At 48.8% G+C, this 4,891-nt stretch carries 4 protein-coding genes and 1 pseudogene; all 5 read left to right on the top strand.

What is annotated here, in order from left to right; translation table 11 throughout:
• The coding region (locus H6S82_RS18335; protein WP_277926485.1) for a group II intron maturase-specific domain-containing protein at positions 1 to 551 on the top strand (551 nt) is incomplete at its 5' end.
• 88 nt (positions 552 to 639) lie between these two features.
• Positions 640 to 942 (top strand): annotated as a pseudogene (gene ssb, locus H6S82_RS18340) (single-stranded DNA-binding protein); the annotation flags it as partial.
• Positions 943 to 946: 4 nt separating this feature from the next.
• Positions 947 to 1,144, top strand: a complete 198-nt coding sequence (locus H6S82_RS18345) for a hypothetical protein (RefSeq protein WP_190471466.1) — start codon at positions 947 to 949, stop codon at positions 1,142 to 1,144.
• Positions 1,145 to 1,938: 794 nt separating this feature from the next.
• A complete protein-coding gene (locus H6S82_RS18350) occupies positions 1,939 to 3,711 on the top strand; it encodes an N-acetylmuramoyl-L-alanine amidase (protein ID WP_190471463.1) in 1,773 nt (590 codons plus the stop codon).
• Between the two features lie 98 nt (positions 3,712 to 3,809).
• Positions 3,810 to 4,640 carry a glutamate racemase gene (murI, locus tag H6S82_RS18355; RefSeq protein WP_190471460.1) on the top strand — a complete coding sequence of 277 codons (831 nt, stop codon included), beginning with the start codon at positions 3,810 to 3,812 and terminating at the stop codon, positions 4,638 to 4,640.
• The last annotated feature ends 251 nt before the right edge of the window (positions 4,641 to 4,891 follow it).

Consider the following 4,891-nt stretch of genomic DNA (forward strand, 5'->3'; position numbering starts at 1 on the left):
AATACCCGTGCAGTGCTAAACAAAGCGGTTTGGACGGCGAAACCAAAAGCAAACGAGGGCATAAAACGCTCATTAAACCCAGTAAAGAAGCGATCGATCGCCACTTGGCAAGCCTGGACGAATTGCTTGCCAAAAATTGTAAATCCAGTCAGACAGAAGTAATTAATGCTCTCAATTCTGTAATTGTAAGATGGGCAGCATATTACTCTACAGTGGCGAACAGTCGCACTTACAAGTACATGGATAATGCGATGTATCAGAAGTTGTTTGCTTGGGCTAAACGCCGAAGAAGCAAAGGACGGAACAATACAAAGCTAGTCTCGCATTACTGGGGAGTCAACAGAGGGTTAGGCTGGCGGTTCATGACTTCAGACAATCGATATATCCTAGAAAGATATCGGGATACAAAGATTGAAATCTACGTCAAAGTTAAAGGTGGAAGAAGCCCTTATGATGGCGACTTCCAGTACTGGAGCGATCGTCTCAGCCAACATCCCACACCACTTAATGTAGCTGTCATAACACCATTGGAGCGGAGGTACCGTTACTAGCTGAGTTATTGAGGAGCCGTGTGCGGTGAAAGCTGCACGCACGGTTTTGAAGCAGAGGTAAGCAAGGCGACTTACTTATCGACTGTAACAGTCCGGTAGCGTTAAGTGTCGGTTGACTCTGGCAGTTAATCACTGGTCTCGCGATGGCAAGCAAACGGACTGGTTCAATTTGGAACTCTGGGGGAAGACAGCAGAAATAGCTGCTAACTATGTGCGTAAGGGCAGCTTGATTGGTGTCAAAGGTTCGTTGAAGATCGATACCTGGCGCGATAGCGCTACGGGTGCCAATCGCTCGTCACCTGCGATCCGGGTAGATCAGATCGATCTTTTAGGTTCCAAACAAGATAACGAGGCCGGCCAAATGGATAGCTACAGACCAGAGGAATTTTAAACTGGTGGCGATCGCCCCGCCAGTACCTAAAGAAAGATTTGCTTTTGTCAGTGGCAAATTGACAGAGTACATTACCTACGCCTTACCGTCCAATGGGCGTAGGTTTTCTACTTTGTTGGCAATTGCCATTTTCTTGATTGCGATCGCTATTATTGGTAAGGTTGTGACTGGCTGGACGGGATTTGGTCAACCCTCAAGTTAAGCTTTTGGCGATCGGTGTCAGTACGATTCCGCGAACCTGAGTTGGTGTTTTGAGAACCTGAAAGTGCAGTTGAGTCAGATCAGTCTGTTTTAGAAGGTGAAACTTACGCCTTGGCAGCGAAGTCAGGAATCAGCACTCAAAAGTCAGAAACAGTCAAAAGTAAAAAATGAAAGAGACTTAGGGCTCCCGATCCGGGAAACCCCTGTTCTGCGAAACTGGTGGTTGGGGAACAAGTCTGGGATCGTTAAGTCCGGATGCCAGGATTATGCAAGTGAAAAAAAGTTCTATTCAAGGGCAGTCATTACCACTCGCAGATCTGGCCTACCCAAGTAGGCTCCCGGTAGCATAGGGTGTATCAACTGCATAAGGTGTGAGGATAAGTAGGAGCGCAGTAATTGCTGGGTCTTTAAGTTAAAGAGCTTATGGGTGTCAAATGTTCGGCCAATTGGTTTTCATCTCCATGAGGGCTTCGCCCTATTTGTGTGCGATCGCGCCCGTCTGGGGGAACCCTTACCAGATATGGGAAGACTTAGGCTATAGGCGACAATATTCGCTGGTATGCTCAGGATAATTATTCGCAATATTTCGCCAAAAAAGATTACCCATTTTGCCATACTTGCTGACTTGTACTTGGCGGCGCGTGCAGAGGTTAAGTTGTGGTATTGTTCAACGCAGCCTCAAACTGTGTATTTATACCCAAGGGTACTCGAACCCAGACGCATAACCCAAAGTATAATCCTTAACCAGCTGGGAAAATTTATGCCGCTGGGCTACGAAAATCAGGAGAAACAATAGTGAAATTTCACTGGCTACTACCCAGTACATTTTTGAGCCTAGTTCTACTGTCCTCTCCAGCCTTGGCGGGCAGACTGCAATCGTGGCGTTTTGATGCCGATCGAAATCGGTTGGTCTTCACAACGGACAGTAGCGTTCAACCGAAAGCGCAATTGCTTTTCAATCCCACACGTTTGGTGATCGATTTGCCCGGTACCGCTTTCGTGCGCCCGACGATAAATCAGCAACTGAGGGGGGCAATGCGACAGTTGCGGGTGGGGCAGTTAGATCCTCAAACGACTCGTCTGGTGATTGAATTAAGCCCAGGTTACACGCTAGACCCACAGCAGGTAAAATTCCAGGGAATTTCGCCCAGGCAGTGGTTGGTGCAGCTGCCAACCCCGATTCGCTCGGACGAGCAAACGAGCAGTGCTTCTGTTTCTCTTGGTTCGCCGGAAGCCACGGCATCTGCGACGTCTGATTCAGTGGCTCAAATCCAGGATGTACAGGTAACGCCCGATGGTTTTTTTATCCGCACCTCCGGTCCCAACCCAGAGGTGAAGGTGAGGCGAAGTGGAGATCGGGACACGATCGATATTTACCTCGAAGGCGCAGCTTTGTCTTCCGAACTGACGTTAAAAGACTTATCGGTAAACCGTAATGGCGTCAGCAGGATTCAGATCAGTCAAGTACAAAACACACCACCGATCGCCCGCCTGACTTTGCGGGTGGACAAAGACAGCCCGGATTGGCAGGCTCGGATCAGCAATTTAGGTGGAATTGTAGTGTTACCGACACTGGGGCAGGAGTCATCATCCGAGCGCAGGAGTGACGATCGACTCGCCACCGTCCAATCTGTGGAAGTGAGCGGCAATCAACTTTTAGTCAGAGCAAATCAGCCGTTTACTTACACAAGTGGCTGGGATCAATCGTCTGGTGCTTACCGCATCACTATTCCTGCCGCTAAACTAGCCGAGCGGGTGAGGGAACCGGAATCAAATGCAAACAGTCCGGTGTTGCGGGTGCGGCTGCGCCAGCAAGACCCTTCCACAGTTGTAGTTCTGGTGTTACCTGCCTCTGGGGTGCAGATTGGCGAAATCAATCAACCTTCACCTCAACTCTTGGCTCTGCCCTTACGAGGCTCAAGGCGGGAAATTGTCGTTCCGCCTCCCAACCGCACTACTTTTTCTGTGCCGGACTCAGTTCCAGATTATCCCAGAAATGAGCGCCCTCGTCCTCGCGATGGCAGAGTTTTAGTGATGATAGATCCGGGACACGGTGGAAAAGATGCGGGTGCGATCGGTATTGGTGGATTGCAAGAGAAAGACGTGATCTTGCCTATATCGCAAGAAGTGGCGAGGTTGCTCCAACGACAGGGTATTCAGGTCGTGATGACCCGGAACGATGACTACTTCGTTGACCTTGCACCCAGAGTACAAATGGCTAGGCGGGAGAATGCGGACTTATTTGTTAGCATCCACGCCAATGCGATCGATATGACCCGTCCCGATATTAGCGGACTGGAGACCTACTATTACGGCAGTAGCGAAAGCGAACGACTAGCTCGGACTATCCACAATAGCATCCTCCAGAATATAGATATTCCAGATCGGAGGGTGCGACAGGCCAGATTTTACGTTCTTAGGCACAATCCCATGCCTGCGGTTTTGGTGGAAGTTGGTTTTGTAACAGGGGCACAAGATGCTCCCAGGCTGGCTTCCCCAGCTTACCAGAGGCGAATGGCAGAGGCGATCGCTCGTGGTATTCTCCAATACCTACAACAAAGTTACTAATCGATCTCCGGTCAAAAGTCATTAGTAACTAGCAATAAACTGCTGACTTTTGACCCCTAACCACTTAAGAAAGACAACTGATAGCTGGCAAAGGACAAATGACAACAGATAAAATAGGAGTTTTTGATAGCGGCGTTGGCGGTCTCACTGTGTTAAGAGAACTTTATCGACAACTGCCTAATGAATCGATTCTTTACTTCGGAGATACAGCGCGATTGCCGTATGGTAACCGCACTCAGGCAGAAATTTTGCAGTTTGTGCGCGAGATTCTCAACTGGATGTCTGTCCAAGGCATCAAAATGGTCATTATGGCTTGCAATACCAGTTCCGCTCTGGCGCTAGAAATTGTAAGATCTGAGTTCAATTTCCCGATATTAGGGGTTATTCTTCCCGGCGCTCGGGCTGCCGTAAGTATGGGCAAGCGGATTGGCGTTATTGCTACCCCTGCTACTGCGGCTAGTAGCGCGTACCGTCACGCTATCCAAGAAATTGACCCAAACGTTCAAGTCTGGCAAGTTGGTTGTCCGGCATTTGTACCTCTAATCGAGCAAAACCGCATTAATGACCCTTACACATATGAGGTGGCCAAGGAATACCTGGCTCCTTTATTAGAGCAGCAAATTGATACGCTGGTGTACGGCTGTACCCACTATCCCCATTTAGCACCCGTTTTGCGTGCCATTTTACCCCGTTCGGTACGTACAGTAGATCCGGCAGTACACGTTGTCGCTGCCGCAGCTCAAGAACTGGATATTTTAGGAATGAGAAGTATGGCTCCACCGCAACCTACACGTTTCTGCGTTAGCGGGGAGCCAAATCAATTTGCACAATTGTCAGTACAATGGCTGGGTTGCAGGCCACTTGTCGAACAGGTTTGCTTGCCTGTGTCTGTGCCGTTACAGCAAGTACCGCTGGAATCGTTGGAATGAAACTGATAAAAGGGTCAGGTTTGCTTTTGGTTAACCCTCCGGACGTCGCCAAACTCCTGACCGCTGCACGAGGATCAACAATACGTAAATCGCTAATAGATAGCCTGTGGCCAGAAGGGGAATCATCAGAGGCATATCGGGGTAAACCATAATGGAATTAGGAGTAAAGAGGAGGAACTTCAAATCAGATAGGAATAATTTTTCTCAGCAAACATTTGCAAAGCAATCGCTTTGACGATTATCTTCCGATT

Source organism: Planktothrix sp. FACHB-1355 (assembly GCF_014748295.1).
GTDB classification, from domain to species: domain Bacteria; phylum Cyanobacteriota; class Cyanobacteriia; order Cyanobacteriales; family Aerosakkonemataceae; genus Aerosakkonema; species Aerosakkonema funiforme_A.